Annotated in this window: 13 protein-coding genes and 1 pseudogene; 6 read left to right on the top strand and 8 right to left on the bottom strand. The window is 73.3% G+C overall.

Translation table 11 applies throughout. The annotated features are described in order from the left end of the window. Positions 1-25: 25 nt before the first annotated feature. Positions 26-193 (top strand): annotated as a pseudogene (locus ACFU3E_RS17760) (sugar kinase); the annotation flags it as partial. Positions 194-254: 61 nt separating this feature from the next. After that, positions 255-548: a hypothetical protein gene (locus tag ACFU3E_RS17755; protein ID WP_384158390.1), complete on the top strand. Its 294-nt coding sequence runs from the start codon at positions 255-257 to the stop codon at positions 546-548. Between the two features lie 87 nt (positions 549-635). Here the strand turns inward: ACFU3E_RS17755 and ACFU3E_RS17750 are convergent, their stop codons facing one another. The 4 genes from ACFU3E_RS17750 to ACFU3E_RS17735 all read right to left on the bottom strand — a co-directional run bounded on the left by ACFU3E_RS17750 (position 636) and on the right by ACFU3E_RS17735 (position 4,967). Continuing rightward, a complete protein-coding gene (locus tag ACFU3E_RS17750; protein WP_384158387.1) occupies positions 636-1,664 on the bottom strand; it encodes an SDR family oxidoreductase in 1,029 nt (342 codons plus the stop codon). A gap of 209 nt (positions 1,665-1,873) precedes the next feature. Next, positions 1,874-3,172 carry an aromatic acid exporter family protein gene (locus ACFU3E_RS17745; protein ID WP_384158559.1) on the bottom strand — a complete coding sequence of 433 codons (1,299 nt, stop codon included), beginning with the start codon at positions 3,170-3,172 and terminating at the stop codon, positions 1,874-1,876. Between the two features lie 49 nt (positions 3,173-3,221). After that, on the bottom strand, positions 3,222-3,887 hold the full coding sequence (locus ACFU3E_RS17740) for an HAD family hydrolase (RefSeq protein ID WP_384158384.1): 666 nt from the start codon (positions 3,885-3,887) through the stop codon (positions 3,222-3,224). A 39-nt stretch (positions 3,888-3,926) separates the two neighbouring features. Continuing rightward, positions 3,927-4,967, bottom strand: coding sequence for a PHP domain-containing protein (locus tag ACFU3E_RS17735; RefSeq protein ID WP_384158381.1), 1,041 nt, complete (start codon positions 4,965-4,967; stop codon positions 3,927-3,929). Positions 4,968-5,089: 122 nt separating this feature from the next. On the opposite strand from ACFU3E_RS17735, the gene ACFU3E_RS17730 reads away from it, so the two are divergent. Together ACFU3E_RS17730 and ACFU3E_RS17725 are read left to right on the top strand one after the other, a co-directional pair. Beyond that, positions 5,090-5,899: an SDR family oxidoreductase gene (locus tag ACFU3E_RS17730; RefSeq protein ID WP_384158378.1), complete on the top strand. Its 810-nt coding sequence runs from the start codon at positions 5,090-5,092 to the stop codon at positions 5,897-5,899. Between the two features lie 66 nt (positions 5,900-5,965). Next, positions 5,966-6,202, top strand: a complete 237-nt coding sequence (locus ACFU3E_RS17725) for a hypothetical protein (RefSeq protein WP_384158375.1) — start codon at positions 5,966-5,968, stop codon at positions 6,200-6,202. Between the two features lie 29 nt (positions 6,203-6,231). Here the strand turns inward: ACFU3E_RS17725 and ACFU3E_RS17720 are convergent, their stop codons facing one another. The 4 genes from ACFU3E_RS17720 to ACFU3E_RS17705 form a co-directional block, all read right to left on the bottom strand. Then, complete coding sequence (locus ACFU3E_RS17720; RefSeq protein ID WP_384158372.1) at positions 6,232-6,777, bottom strand: VanZ family protein; 546 nt, start codon at positions 6,775-6,777, stop codon at positions 6,232-6,234. Between the two features lie 306 nt (positions 6,778-7,083). Continuing rightward, a complete protein-coding gene (locus ACFU3E_RS17715; protein ID WP_384158369.1) occupies positions 7,084-7,746 on the bottom strand; it encodes a DUF4230 domain-containing protein in 663 nt (220 codons plus the stop codon). Between the two features lie 105 nt (positions 7,747-7,851). Continuing rightward, positions 7,852-8,229 (bottom strand): anti-sigma factor antagonist, encoded by a 378-nt coding sequence (locus ACFU3E_RS17710; protein WP_384158366.1) that lies wholly within the window; start codon positions 8,227-8,229, stop codon positions 7,852-7,854. A gap of 205 nt (positions 8,230-8,434) precedes the next feature. Continuing rightward, positions 8,435-8,872 (bottom strand): MarR family transcriptional regulator, encoded by a 438-nt coding sequence (locus ACFU3E_RS17705; protein ID WP_361932965.1) that lies wholly within the window; start codon positions 8,870-8,872, stop codon positions 8,435-8,437. Between the two features lie 103 nt (positions 8,873-8,975). On the opposite strand from ACFU3E_RS17705, the gene ACFU3E_RS17700 reads away from it, so the two are divergent. Together ACFU3E_RS17700 and ACFU3E_RS17695 are read left to right on the top strand one after the other, a co-directional pair. Further along, positions 8,976-10,430: an aldehyde dehydrogenase family protein gene (locus tag ACFU3E_RS17700; RefSeq protein ID WP_384158362.1), complete on the top strand. Its 1,455-nt coding sequence runs from the start codon at positions 8,976-8,978 to the stop codon at positions 10,428-10,430. A 23-nt stretch (positions 10,431-10,453) separates the two neighbouring features. Continuing rightward, complete coding sequence (locus ACFU3E_RS17695; protein ID WP_384158359.1) at positions 10,454-11,560, top strand: NAD(P)-dependent alcohol dehydrogenase; 1,107 nt, start codon at positions 10,454-10,456, stop codon at positions 11,558-11,560. The last annotated feature ends 632 nt before the right edge of the window (positions 11,561-12,192 follow it).

Raw genomic sequence — 12,192 nt, 5'->3', positions numbered from 1 at the left:
GCCCTGCTCCGCGCCGGCTCCCGGCAAAGTGACCGTCGACCTGGGACGGCTCGGGTCCGGCGTGGTCGCAGCCGGTGCCGCGATCCAGCCGCTCGCCGACTTCCTCGCACGCGGCGGACGGCGCCCCGACCCGGCACCGGAGTACCCGCTCCCCGCCTGGCGCACGGCACTTCAGGAGCGGTCACCGCGCTGAGGTTTCGCCGATCACCGCGGAGGTACTCGCGTGGCGCCCGGACCACAGAAGGGAGCACGCCGTGACCGACCACCGCCTCGAAGGACCCGGCGAGAACGGTGAGCCCATCCCGCGGGACATGCCGGACCAGCAGGCCGACGACGGCGAGGACCCGTGGGAGGTCGCCCCGCGCTTCACGGGCACCGGCGAGGACAACGAACCCAAGGGCGACGACAGGCCCGAAAGCGACGACGAGACCGACGAGCCCGCCGGTGACGTCCCCGACACCGACGAAGCGGGGACGGGACGGCAGGGAGCACCGCACTCGGGAACGGTTCACCCCGAGCACCCGGTGCCGGACGAGCCCTCCGCCTGAGGAGGGCATCCCACCGAGGGCCGCAGCCGGCTGTGGGGGCCGGCTGCGGCCCTCGGACATGTCCCGGGACGCCGCCGGCCGCCCGGATCAGCCCACCTTGCGTCCCCGCAGCGGCTCCGTCCGCGCCCCCGCCCCCTGCCGGAGGCCCAGCAGGAACTCCTCCAGCACGTCGGGCGCCGCGAGCTCCGGCCGCCAGCCGAGTTCCACACGCGCACGCGTGCAGTCCATCAGCGGCAGTCGCAGCACTGCGTCGAACAGGTGGGGGGAGGCGGGCAGCAGATGCAGGCCCCAGGCGGCGGCGACCGCCGACCGGGCCGCGCCGCGCGGCAGCCGTACCGGCCGCGCGTCGAACATCTCGCCCAGCAGCCGCGCGTCGACCGGAGGATCGGCCGCCAGGTTGAAGGCGCCCCGGACATCGGAGCGCAGCGCCAGCCGGTACGCGTTCGCCGCGTCGTCCGTGTGCAGCGCCTGTACGCGCAGCCCCGGGATGTCGGGCAGGAAGGGCAGCAGCTCCGGGCGGGCCAGCGGGCCGGGCAGGAAGCGGCCTCCGAAGATGCGGCGCTGCTCGCTCGCGGACTCCCGCTGGAACAGGAAGGCGGGCCGCATCCGCACCACCCGCGTCCCCGGGCGGTCGCGCTCGAACGTGTCCAGAGCCCGCTCCAGATAGGCCTTCTCCCGGCAGTACGCGGCATCCGGCCAGCCGTGCGTCGGCCAGGACTCGTCCACCGCCTCGTCCTTCGGGCCGGGCGAGTACGCGCCGACCGACGAGGCGTGCACCAGCGTCGGCACTCCTGCCTCCGCCACCGCCTCGAAGACCCGCATACTGCCGAGCACGTTGGTGCGCCAGGTCGCGGCCGGGTCGTGCGTCGGCTGGAACGCCCACGCCAGATGGACCACCGCGTCCGCGTCCGTGAATCGCTTCGCCAGGCCGGGCCGCTCGGAGGCCAGATCGACGGCGGCCCAGTCCGTCTTCGGCGGTGACCAGTCGGGGATCCGCCGGGCCAGGCCCAGGACGGAGGCGACTCCCGGGTCCTGTGAGAGGAGGCGCACCACGCTGGTGCCCACGTTGCCGGTGGCGCCCGTGACGACGACCCGCATACCTGCTCGGCTGCTCACCTCGTGCTCCTCTCGGCCGCGTGGTTCCGCGAGCGGTGACCGAGTACCCGGGTGGCGTGGATTGCACGCGGGCAGAGGGAAGCCCCGGCCGGACGGGGGAATCACGGCCGGGGCGGCTCAGGGGCGGATCCTGACTGGACCCGCACCTTGTTCAACGGGCAACCACCGTGGGGCGTTCCGCGCCCGGAACACCCGCCCGGTGAGGTGTGTCACTGCTCCCGGTCGCCCGGGACGGTCTCGACCCAGAGGTTCTCCGCCTGGAGCAGCAGCGTGCCCAGGACCGCAGTGTGGGCAGCTCCCTCCCCGGCGTGCCTGCGCAGCTTGTCCTGCAACTCCTCGTGCAGGTCCTGCATCGCCTTCTCGGTCCCCTCGTCCGGCCGGGCGAACACGCTGCCGTCGAGCAGACTGTCGGCCTCCGCGCACAGGGCGTCCCCGATCAGCTCCAGCAGACGCGCGTACGAGCGCAGGGCCGGGCCCTCGGGCGGGGCGGGCGACCGTTTGTCGTCCACGGACACCGCGAGCGCCCGGGTCAGCGTGGTGACGTGCCCGGTGACCCGGCCGAGCCGCTCGTCCTCGTCCACCGCCGGCAGGGCACCCCCGTGCGGCACGCGGTGCAGGGCGCGCAGCGGGGCGTAGGTCAGGCGCAGGCTCTCCTGGCTCCACCGGCGCGCCGAGCGGAGTGCCTTCAGGCGGTGGTCCAGCCGGGCCGCGGCACCGACCCAGCCGGAGGCGGTCTGCGCGTCCCACTCGCCCTCGCGCAGATCGGCCGCGACGGTGTGCAGCACGTCCCCCGCCTCCCGGGCGAGCGCCGCCAGGTTCTCCCGTACGTCCCGCAGATGGATCGGCGGCAGAACGAGTGCGTTGACGGCGACGCCGATGACGGCGCCGATCGCGGCCTGCTCCACCCGGTGCCCGACGGCGGACAGGCTCACCATGCCCGAGGAGATGGTGAACAGGGCCGTGGTCGCCGCGTAGATGCCCTGGTCCCCGAAGCGGGGCCAGTTCGCGAGCAGCATCAGCACCGGCACGGACAGGGCGAGCGCGCCCGTCGTGTTGTCGGTGATCGCCTGCGCCCCCGAGGCGACCAGGGTGCCGACGCAGATCGCCCCGAACTGCCGCGCCCCCTGCACCAGGGAGCTGAAGACCGTGGCCTGCACCAGCACCAGCGCCACCCAGGGCGCCATCAGCGCCAGCGGGTCGCCCATCCAGACGCCCCCCACCAGCCAGGCGAGCACCGCCGCCCCGGCTGCCTTGAGCGACTGGACGACCAGATCCCGCTCCCGCCCGGGCCCGCGCCACGCCGCGCGCACGGCGTTCCAGGCGCTCCGTGTGTCGCGCCGCAGGACCTCGGCCGGCCGTACGGGGCGCTTCCCCTGCTCCAGGTCGCGTATCCGCCCCTGAGCCGTCGCTGCTCCCTGGAGCCGCCCACCCGAGGCCGCCCCGGTGTCTCTGTCGTCGTCCCTCCGCCGGCGGAGGGCTCCCGCCGTCCGCCGCACCGCACTCGTCATACGCGTCATGCGCTGCGGGTATCCCCGTGACCGGGGGTTTCACGTCGTTTCACGCCAGCGGACCGTCTCCGAGGGCGGACAGGAGGTGCGCGGGGTCGGCGTAGACCGCGTCCGCGCCGGCCTCCTCCAGATCGGCGCGCGGGATGCCGCCGCACAGGACACCCACACAGCGCACCCCTGCCGAGCTGCCCGCGCGCATGTCCCACACGGTGTCGCCGACGAACACCGCCCGCTCCGCCGGCACCCCGGCCAGCTCCAGGGCGTGCTCGACCGGCTCGGGGGCGGGCTTGCCCTCGTCGACGTCGTCGGCACTGGCCGTGGCGGCGATGGCCTCGTCCGCGTCGATGGCCCGGCGCAGCGCGCTCAGCTCCGCGCCGCCCGCCGAGGTGGCCAGCACCACCGTCCAGCCGTCCCGGTGCAGCCGCCGCAGCAGTGCCCCGGCCCCGGGCAGGGCGGGCAGCCGGTCGAAGTACTGCCCGTACAGCGCCTTGTGCCCGGCGCTGATCTCGGCGTCCTGACCGGTGTCCCGGTCGTCGCCCAGGAGATGGGCGATCAGGTCGGCCGACGGCAGGCCGACGGCCCGGTGAACGGCGTGCATCGGCACCTGATGGCCCGCCTGCCGGAAGGCCTCCCACCACGTCACGACATGCAGATGGTTGGTGTCGGCCAGCGTGCCGTCGACGTCGAACACGGCCGCCCGTCCCGCGCTTCCCATGAGTGCAGTCCCTTCCTCTCCGGCCGCGCGGGTACCACGTCAGCCGCTCACCACGCCGGACGGCACCCGCCGCTCACGCGTCCAGGCCAACAGCTCGTCGAGGGACCACGTGGTCACCACCCGCTCGGGCGGCACCCCGCACTCCTCCGCCCGTGCGCACCCGTTGATCTGCCAGTCCAGCTGCCCCGGCGCGTGCGCGTCGGTGTCGATGGAGAACAGCACCCCCGCGTCCACGGCCCGGCGCAGCAGCCGCCGCGGCGGGTCCAGCCGCTCCGGCCTGCTGTTGATCTCCAGGGCCGTGCCCGTCTCCGCGAGCGCCTCGAACACCACGTCCGCGTCGAACTCCGACTCCGGCCGCCCCCGGCCGGTCACCAGACGCCCCGTGCAGTGCCCGAGCACGTCCGCGTGCGGATCGCGTACGGCGGTCACCATCCGCCGGGTCATCGACCGGGCGTCCATGCGCAGCTTGGAGTGCACCGACACCACCACCACGTCGAGCCGGTCCAGCAGCTCCGGCTCCTGGTCGAGCGAACCGTCCTCGAGGATGTCGCACTCGATGCCGGTCAGCAGCCGGAACGGCGCCCAGGTCTCGTTCAGCTCCGCCACCACCTCCAGCTGCTCCCGCAGCCGTTCGGGCGACAGCCCGCGCGCCACCGTCAGCCGGGGCGAGTGATCGGTCAGCGCCGCCCACTCATGGCCCAGCGCCGCCGCTGCCCGGCCCATCTCCTCGATCGGGCTGCCGCCGTCCGACCAGTCCGAGTGCAGATGGCAGTCCCCGCGCAGCAGCGCCCGCAGCTTCTCCCCGCCCCTTACGGCCGGCCGTTCCTGCGCCTCGCCCTCCAGCTTCGACAGATAGCCGGGCACCTGACCGGCCAGCGCCTCCCGCACCACCTGCGCGGTCTTCGGGCCGACCCCCTTGAGCTTCTCCAGCGAGCCGTCCGCCGCCCGCCGGCGCACCTCGTCCCCGCCCAGGTCCTTCAGCACGCGGGCCGCCGTGCGGAAGGCGCGCACGCGGTAAGTCGGTGCCAGGGACCGCTCCAGCAGGAAGGCGATCCGGTCCAGTGCCTCGACGGGGTCCATCGCCACCTCCACCTCAAGGGTTCCCCAGCGCCCGGCGGGCCGCACGACGGGCGGGCGGTTTGCCCGGTACCCCGCCGGGTACTGCGATGCCTCGTCCCGACCCGTCGACGAGGAGGCCCGTCATGTCCGCCCCCAGTGCGTCACCCAGCAAGGTCGCCGTGATCACCGGCGCCGACTCCGGCATCGGCCGGGCCACCGCCGTACACCTGGCGCAGGCGGGCATGGACGTCGGCATCACCTATCACAGCGACCGCAAGGGCGCGCAGGAGACGGCCGACGAGGTGCGCTCGCACGGACAGCGGGCCGAGGTCGCCCGGATGGACCTCACCCGGCTGCCCGACGCCGCCGACACCGTCGACGACCTGTGCGAGCGGCTCGGCCGCATCGACGTACTGGTCAACAACGCCGGGACCGGCACCATGACGCCCTTCCTCGACCTGGAGCTGCCCGACGTGCGCGAGGTCCTCGACGTCGATCTCGTCGGGCCGTTCCTGTGCGGGCAGAAGGCGGCCCGGCACATGATCGGGCACGGTGAGGGGGGCCGGATCGTCAACGTCACGTCCGTCCACGAGCACGAGCCGCGGGTGGGTGCCGCCCCCTACTGCGCCGCCAAGGGCGGTCTCGGGCTGCTCACGCAGGTCATGGCGCTGGAACTGGCCGAGCACCGCATCACCGTCAACGCCGTCGCCCCGGGCGAGATCTCCACGCCCATGACCGGGCAGGAGGACACCGACCCGCACACCCAGAGCCGCCCGGGCATCCCCCTCGGCCGGCCCGGCGACGCGCGCGAGGTCGCCGCCGTCGTCGCCTTCCTCGCGGGCCCGGACGCCTCGTACGTCACCGGCGCGTCCTGGAGCGTCGACGGCGGCATGCTCCGGATGGGCCCGCAGGCAGGTTCCCACCTGACCGGCCACGACTGGCGCCGCCCCTGAGCGGCCGGCCGATCCGTCCGGTGCACTGACCCCGCGCCACGGCCGGTCGCGTTCTACGCTCGATGCATGACCGAAAGCGCGAGCCCGTACATGTCCCACCCGCGGATCATGGTGCTCGGGGTGCAACCGGGCACACCGCCGTTCCGGATCGTGGAGATCGACGGCCAGGTGGTCGGAGAGGCCCGGGCCGTCACCGACGTGCTGGCGGCGGCTGCCGCGTTCGGCATCACCGTGCACGACATGGATGATCCGGACGTGGTCCGCTGGGTGGGCGGAGACAAGTTCACCTGGACCGTGCACTGAGGTCCGCCGCGCCCTGAAGCAATGTTCGCCTAGGCCTTGCCGGCCGACGGCTCCTTGCCCGTCCGGCCCGTGCGGGGCCTGCGCGCGTGGACGGCCCTGCTGAGGCGGCGCCCCAGGAGCAGGTATCCGATGAGGGCGCCCGTCGTGTTGAGGATGACGTCGTCGACGTCGAAGGCGCGGCCCGTGACCAGGGCGCCCTGCGCGAACTCCACCAGGAGCATCACGGTCGCGGTCAGGAGCAGCACGCGCAGGATGCCGCGGGTGCGGGGGGCGACCACGGGCACGAGGACGCCGAAGGGGATGCCCAGCAGGATGTTGCCGCCGATCTGCTTGAAGGCGTCCCGCAGTTCGGGCTGGTCGAGGTAGGCCTTCAGGGAACTGCCCGGCTGCAGATTGCTGTGGGTCAGCGCCTCCGAGGCGGGCGAGGGCTGCAGGGTCAGCCGGGCCAGTACCACGGCGAAGGCGACCATGAACGTGAACGCGCACAGCATCGCCAGCAGCCGGACGGGCCACGGGAGCGGGCGCCGCTCGCTCCCGGACCCGGCGTTCCGGGGACGTGAGGCTGCACTGGCCATGGGGGTCCTCCAGTCTTCAACTTCCCTGCGTGACAAGGTGGTTACCCCCGGGCGGGCCGACAATGCCGTGGGGGGTCGTTCCCGGCCACGGTCCCCGGCGGCATCGCCGGGGATCGCTCCCACCCTCGGCTTCCCCGCCTTCCGCCGGAACACTCCCGGCACTCGTCCTCGCGGCCGTGGACCCGGGCCGGGCGCTGCCGCTGAGGCGCCCGCGATCCGGGCACGTCGGGGGCTACGCCACGTGGCTTCTGGTGGGCACCACGCTGCCGGGCGCATCGGCCCGGCCCTGTGGTCCTCGGCAGCCGATCAGCTCCCGTACGAGACACGCACCTCCTTGAAGCCCAGGGAGCGCAACAGGCCTTCGAGCATGCCGGTGGTGTTCGACTCGGCGCGGGCGGTCAGCTCGCTCTCCCGCGCCGCGTCGCCGATGTGCCGTACCGCGAGCTTCTGTACGGCCTGCTCGCCGTTGGGGTTGTCCGAGAAGAGGTCACCGAGGCGGTCGAAGAGACCGCGCTGCTTGGAGACCGCGTAGGAGCGGTCGGGGTCGAGGGCGGGCTTGCCCAGCTGCGCGTGGGGCAGCCGGAGCGTGGCGGACGTGCGGTCGCCGTTGACCTTCACGTCGTTCTCGCCGACCTTGCCCAGGTCGACATAGGCGTCTACGGTGCCGGCGCCGACGTACAGGGTGCGGGTGCCGCGGATGGCGTCGGGCAGCAGCTTGGCGTCCTTCTCCAGGTCCACGACGACCTGGAAGTTGCCGGAGGCGGCGTCGTAACGGCTGATGTCCTGGACGGACTTCAGCAGCGCGGGGCCGGACCGGTCGTGGGTGTCGGTGCCGAACAGGTCCTTCAGGCCCGGCAGCACACTCAGCCGGAGCCCGGCGAAGAACACGACCAGCACCAGTACGAGCGCGGCCACCACCTTCGCCCAGCCGGGCATGCGCCTGGGGAGGCGCTTGACGGGAGTCGTCATGCGACGGCCCTCCTTCCTACTGTCCGGATGCCCGCCACATCCCCTGTCAGACCGCCTGGTTGAGGATGGAACGGCCTCGGCCGAAGCACGCAGGGCGCACACCGGTCACGGGCGGGACGTCGCTTCGGGCTGCTCCAGCGCGGCGTCCAGCGTCGGCTGCGGAGGGAGCAGCCGGGACAGACCGGTGATCCGCAGGACGCGCAGCGTCAGTGGGTCCGCGCAGACGAGGAGCACATATCCACGCCGGTCCAGCACCCGGGTGCGGGCGCGGTACAGCAGCCGGAGTCCGGAGCAGTCGAAGAAGTCGATCCCACTGAGGTCGATCACGATCCGGGCGGCGGGGCGCCTCGTCTCCCGGTCCAGGTGCGGGGCGATCTCCGCGGCCGCGGCGAGATCGATCTCGCCGCGGAACTCCAGCACCGTGTGCCCCCGTTCCTGGCGGACGCGCAGATGCCGGGTGAGCGGTGCAGGTTCCTGCCGCACGACGAGATCGCCTCCAGCCTGCTCCGTGCGTGGGGAGGGGCCACGGCCTCAACGCCGTTCCCCGCTCTGCAAGTTACCCCCCAACGAGTGAATTTGAGCATGTTCGATTGACATATGTCTTTGAATTCTGGCCGAGTTGGCCGAGGTTCACGCCGGGGCGTGCGCGGGTGTGACTCCGGGGGTGCGTCGCGAAGGCCCGGCCGGCCTACGACAGGGCGTGCCAGGCCCTGGTGAGCGCCTGGCGGAACTGCTCGGTCTGGTGCGCGGTGAGGTCGCGCACCATCCGCTCCTCCAGCTCCCGGACGGGCCCGGCGTGCCGGGCGAGCAGCTCGCGGCCTGAGTCGGTGAGCAGGATCAGCAGCTCCCGGCGGTTGCGGGGGTTGCGCTCCCGGCGCACCAGCCCGCGGCCCTCCAGGGAACGGACCAGGTCCGCGATGGACTGGGCGGTGACGAAGGAGTCGCGCGCCAGCTGGGCCGCGGACAGTCCGTCGTGCCGCTCCAGCACGGTCAGCGCCGTGTACTGAAGAGCGGTGATCCCGGAGGGCCTGACCAGCTCGTCCAGATGGGAGCGCACGACGAGCTCCACCTGCTTGACCATGTAGAGCAGGGAGGGGGGCGCCTTGGTCACCTGTGTGTCGAGCATGAGGGCAGGCTAAACCATTGACAGGAAACCTGTCTGTAAAGAGACTGCGCACAGACAGGAATCCTGTTTGTTGAAAGCTTGGCGACGACGCTGAGGAGTGGCGATGACCACCTTCGAGAGCACACCCGGGCAGTTGTTCATCGGGGGCCGATGGCAGGAGGCCGCCGACGGGACGCGCACCGACGTGATCGACCCCTCCCGGGGCACGGTGGTCACCACTGTCGCCGAGGCGGGCCCCGCCGACGTCGACGCGGCCGTACGCGCCGCCCGAGAGGCCTTCGACGACGGTGCCTGGTCCGGCCTGAGCGGCCGTGAGCGTGGCCGGGTGCTGCTCCGCGTCGCCCAGCTGATCCGGGAGAACGCCGACGAGCTCGCCGCGCTGGAGAGCCTCGACGTCGGCAAGCCGATCACGCTGTGCGGCGCGGTCGACGTCACCAACGCGGCCAACGACTACGAGTACTACGCCCATCTCGCCCAGAGCCAGGACGGCGCGCTGCGCGACCTCCCCATGAACGCCCTCGCCTACACCAAGCGCGAGCCCCTCGGCGTGGTCGCCGCGATCACCCCCTTCAACTTCCCGCTGATCCTGGCCGGTTCGAAGCTCGCCCCCGCACTGGCGGCCGGCAACACCGTCGTCCACAAGCCCGCCGACGAGACCCCGCTGAGCGCCCTGTACATGGCCCGGCTGCTCCAGGAGGCGGGCGTCCCCGACGGCGTGGTCAACGTCGTCACCGGCAGCGGCCCGGTGGCGGGCGAGGCGCTGCTGCGGCACCGCGGCGTCGACAAGGTCGCCTTCACCGGCTCCACGGCGATCGGCCGGCACGTGGCGAGCGTCGCCGGCGAGGGGCTCAAGCCCGTCACCATGGAACTCGGCGGGAACGCCGCCCACATCGTCTTCGAGGACGCCGACCTGGAGAAGGCGGTCGGCGCCGTCATCAAGGGCTTCGTCTTCAACACCGGCCAGTTCTGCATGGGCGGCCCGCGCCTGCTGGTGGCCCGCTCGGTGTATCCGACGCTGCTCGGCATCCTCGCCGAGGCCGTGCCCGGTGTGCCGGTGGGCGACCCCCGTGACCCGGAGACGGTCATCGGCCCGATGGCGGCCGAGAAGCACCTGAAGAAGGTCGAGGAGTACGTCGCCCTGGCCCGTATGGAGGGCGCCCGCATCGTCTGCGGCGGCGAGCGGCCCGACCTCGGCGGCGGCTACTACTACCGGCCCACCGTCATCGCCGACCTGGCGAACGACTCCCGGGTGATCCAGGAGGAGATCTTCGGCCCGGTCCTCACCGTGCAGCCCTTCGACGACGAGGACGAGGCCGTCGCGCTCGCCAACTCCACGCCGTACGGCCTCGCCGCGGGCGTGCAGACCAATCACCTCGCCCGCGCCCACCGGGTCGCCGACCGGCTCCAGGCCGGCATCGTCTGGGTCAACGACTGGGCGATGCTCGACCCCGCGGTGCCCTTCGGCGGGGTGAAGGACTCCGGCCACGGCCGCGAGTACGGGCCCGAAGCCCTCGCGGGTTACACCAAGGTCAAGTCCGTCGTCGTCTCGCTCGACTGAGACACCGTCAAGGAGCCATCGCGATGCCCACCACCACCCGTGCCGCCGTCGTCGAGTCCGGCGGCGCGCCCTTCACCCTCTCCGACGTCGTCCTCGACGCACCCGGCCCCCACGAGGCGCTGGTCCGCATGGTCGCCACCGGCCTGTGCCACACCGACCTCGGGGTCGCGAGCGGCGGACTGCCCTTCCCGCTGCCCGGTGTCCTCGGCCACGAGGGCGCCGGTGTCGTCGAGGCCGTCGGCTCCGCCGTCACCGGCGTCGCGCGGGGCGACCACGTCCTGCTCTCCTTCACCTCCTGCGGCGACTGCCGCAACTGCCGTGGCGGGCACCCCGCGTACTGTGCGACCTGGCTGCCGCTGAACCTGATCGGCGGCAGCCGGGCCGACGGGACGAGCACCATCAGCCGGGGCGGCGAGGCCCTGGGCGGCCATTTCTTCGGCCAGTCCTCCTTCGCCGAGCTGGCCCTGGCCGACGAGCGCAGCCTCGTCAAGGTCGACCCGGACGTGCCGCTGGAGTCGATCGCCCCGCTGGGCTGCGGCGTACAGACCGGTGTGGGTGCCGTGTGGAACGTCCTGAAGCCGGAGACCGGTGGCACGGTCGTCGTCCTGGGCGCCGGAGCGGTCGGCCTGTCGGCCGTGATGGCGGCGGCCCTCACCCCGGCCACCAGGATCGTCGCCGTCGACCGGGTCGCCGAACGTCTGGCGCTGGCCGAGGAACTGGGTGCCACTCACACCGTCGACACCAGCGGGACGGATCTCGCGCCGGCCCTCGCCGAGATCACCGGCGGGCAGGGCGCGGACGGGGTCGTCGAGACCACGGGCAACGTCGGCGTCCTGCGGCAGGGCGTCGACGCGCTCGCCACCCGCGGCACCCTGGTCGTCGTCGGCGCCCCGCCCTTCGGCACGGAGGTCGGCCTGGACGTCAACGGCCTCCTCGGCGGCAAGCGCATCGTCGGCCTCACCCTCGGCGACAGCGAGACCCAGACCATGATCCCGGCCCTGGTCCGCCTGGTGAAGGACGGCCGGCTCCCGCTGCACCGCCTGATCAGCACGTATCCCTTCGGGGACATCGACCGGGCGGTCCAGGACATGAGGTCGGGCAAGACGATCAAGCCGGTCCTGACGTTCTGAGGCGTTCGGCAGGGGGCGTTCGGCAGGGGGCGGGCGGTGGTGCGGGCTCGCCGGGAGACGGGCGAACGGGCGAAACGGGCAGGGGAGGAGACGGCCCCACGGGCAGCACCCCACGGACCGCCCGCGCACCGGGCACTGCGCGGCGGCCGCCTGCACATCCGGCACCGTGCAGGGCCGCTTGCGCATCCGGCACCGCGCGGCGGACGCCTGCACGTCCGGCACGGCGCGGCGGCCGCGTGCGCACCCCGCACCGTGCGGTGGGCGCCAGCCCGTCCGGAACCGTGCAGGGCCGCTTGCGCATCCGGCACCGTGCGGCGGACGCCCGCGCACCCCGCACCGTGCGGCCATCGCCCGCGCACCGGGCGCTGTGCGGCGGCCGCGTGCGCACCAGGCATCGGGCATCGGTCACCGTGCGGCGGACGCCTGCACGTCCGGCACGGCACGGCATGGCACGGCGGCCGCGTGCGCACCCCGCACCGTGCGGTGGGCGCCAGCCCGTCCGGCACCGTGCAGGGCCGCTTGCTCATCCGGCACCGTGCGGCGGACGCCCGCGCACCCCGCACCGTGCGGCGGCCGTGTGCGCACCAGGCATCGGGCATCGGTCACCGTGCGGCGGACGCCTGCACGTCCGG

Source organism: Streptomyces sp. NPDC057424, assembly GCF_042803315.1.
Taxonomy (GTDB): domain Bacteria; phylum Actinomycetota; class Actinomycetes; order Streptomycetales; family Streptomycetaceae; genus Streptomyces.
This window is presented reverse-complemented; position numbering and strand designations above follow the sequence as displayed.

Coding starts and splice junctions, on each gene's coding strand:
- ACFU3E_RS17700 (WP_384158362.1), top strand. CDS start 8,976: ATGACCACCTTCGAGAGCACACCCGGGCAGTTGTTCATCGGGGGCCGA.
- ACFU3E_RS17705 (WP_361932965.1), bottom strand. CDS start 8,872: ATGCTCGACACACAGGTGACCAAGGCGCCCCCCTCCCTGCTCTACATG.
- ACFU3E_RS17720 (WP_384158372.1), bottom strand. CDS start 6,777: ATGGCCAGTGCAGCCTCACGTCCCCGGAACGCCGGGTCCGGGAGCGAG.
- ACFU3E_RS17745 (WP_384158559.1), bottom strand. CDS start 3,172: ATGACGAGTGCGGTGCGGCGGACGGCGGGAGCCCTCCGCCGGCGGAGG.
- ACFU3E_RS17695 (WP_384158359.1), top strand. CDS start 10,454: ATGCCCACCACCACCCGTGCCGCCGTCGTCGAGTCCGGCGGCGCGCCC.
- ACFU3E_RS17730 (WP_384158378.1), top strand. CDS start 5,090: ATGTCCGCCCCCAGTGCGTCACCCAGCAAGGTCGCCGTGATCACCGGC.
- ACFU3E_RS17735 (WP_384158381.1), bottom strand. CDS start 4,967: ATGGACCCCGTCGAGGCACTGGACCGGATCGCCTTCCTGCTGGAGCGG.
- ACFU3E_RS17725 (WP_384158375.1), top strand. CDS start 5,966: ATGACCGAAAGCGCGAGCCCGTACATGTCCCACCCGCGGATCATGGTG.
- ACFU3E_RS17715 (WP_384158369.1), bottom strand. CDS start 7,746: ATGACGACTCCCGTCAAGCGCCTCCCCAGGCGCATGCCCGGCTGGGCG.
- ACFU3E_RS17740 (WP_384158384.1), bottom strand. CDS start 3,887: ATGGGAAGCGCGGGACGGGCGGCCGTGTTCGACGTCGACGGCACGCTG.